Origin of the sequence: Enterococcus sp. NBRC 3427, assembly GCF_007996925.1 — a bacterium.
Taxonomy (GTDB): Bacteria; Bacillota; Bacilli; order Lactobacillales; family Enterococcaceae; genus Enterococcus_B; species Enterococcus_B lactis.
Map to the genome: position 1 here is coordinate 1 of NZ_BJLL01000131.1, position 510 is coordinate 510.

Below are 510 nucleotides of genomic sequence, written 5' to 3' on the forward strand. Positions count from 1 at the left end.
TCAACATTCTTAATAGATAAGCTTTTGTATCGATAGTAATCAAGAGATCCCCTCCTGATTTTAGGATATCATAAAAAAAATTTTAGTTACACTTTTTAAATAATGAAAAAACACATTCCACTAAATTTGATGCCGGTTTTCCTTGAGGTTTTGTTCCAGCACCTCCTTTAATTTTTTTAAGCTCTTGATCTGAACATTGTTTAGCATTTAGTCTATTTTTTTCTTCCATTACGATTCCCCCTACAAACTATAAATACTTTTATGGCACTGATTCAATATACCTATTTTTCTAATCAAAAAATTTTGAGACATATTTAATATTATAAGTATCATTAAAATTGAGATTTATCTCCATAATCTGCTCGATATAAACCATTTATTCCAGCAGTTCTTCCAATTTCACTCAAATTTCTTATTAATTCCTCTTGATATTCAGTGAATCTTATTTTATTAGTATAAGCAGTAAAATATAGATAATTCACCAATCTATTTATTAAAGGACTGGGATCT

1 protein-coding gene and 1 pseudogene are annotated in these 510 nt (G+C 27.5%); both read right to left on the reverse strand.

Annotated elements, in window-relative coordinates; translation table 11 throughout:
• Nucleotides 1-82 precede the first annotated feature (82 nt).
• Nucleotides 83-229: an EntF family bacteriocin induction factor gene (locus ESP02_RS13230; RefSeq protein WP_002294600.1), complete on the reverse strand. Its 147-nt coding sequence runs from the start codon at nucleotides 227-229 to the stop codon at nucleotides 83-85.
• A gap of 103 nt (nucleotides 230-332) precedes the next feature.
• A pseudogene (locus tag ESP02_RS13235) lies at nucleotides 333-510 on the reverse strand (bacteriocin immunity protein); the annotation flags it as partial.

Coding starts and splice junctions, on each gene's coding strand:
- ESP02_RS13230 (WP_002294600.1), bottom strand. CDS start 229: ATGGAAGAAAAAAATAGACTAAATGCTAAACAATGTTCAGATCAAGAG.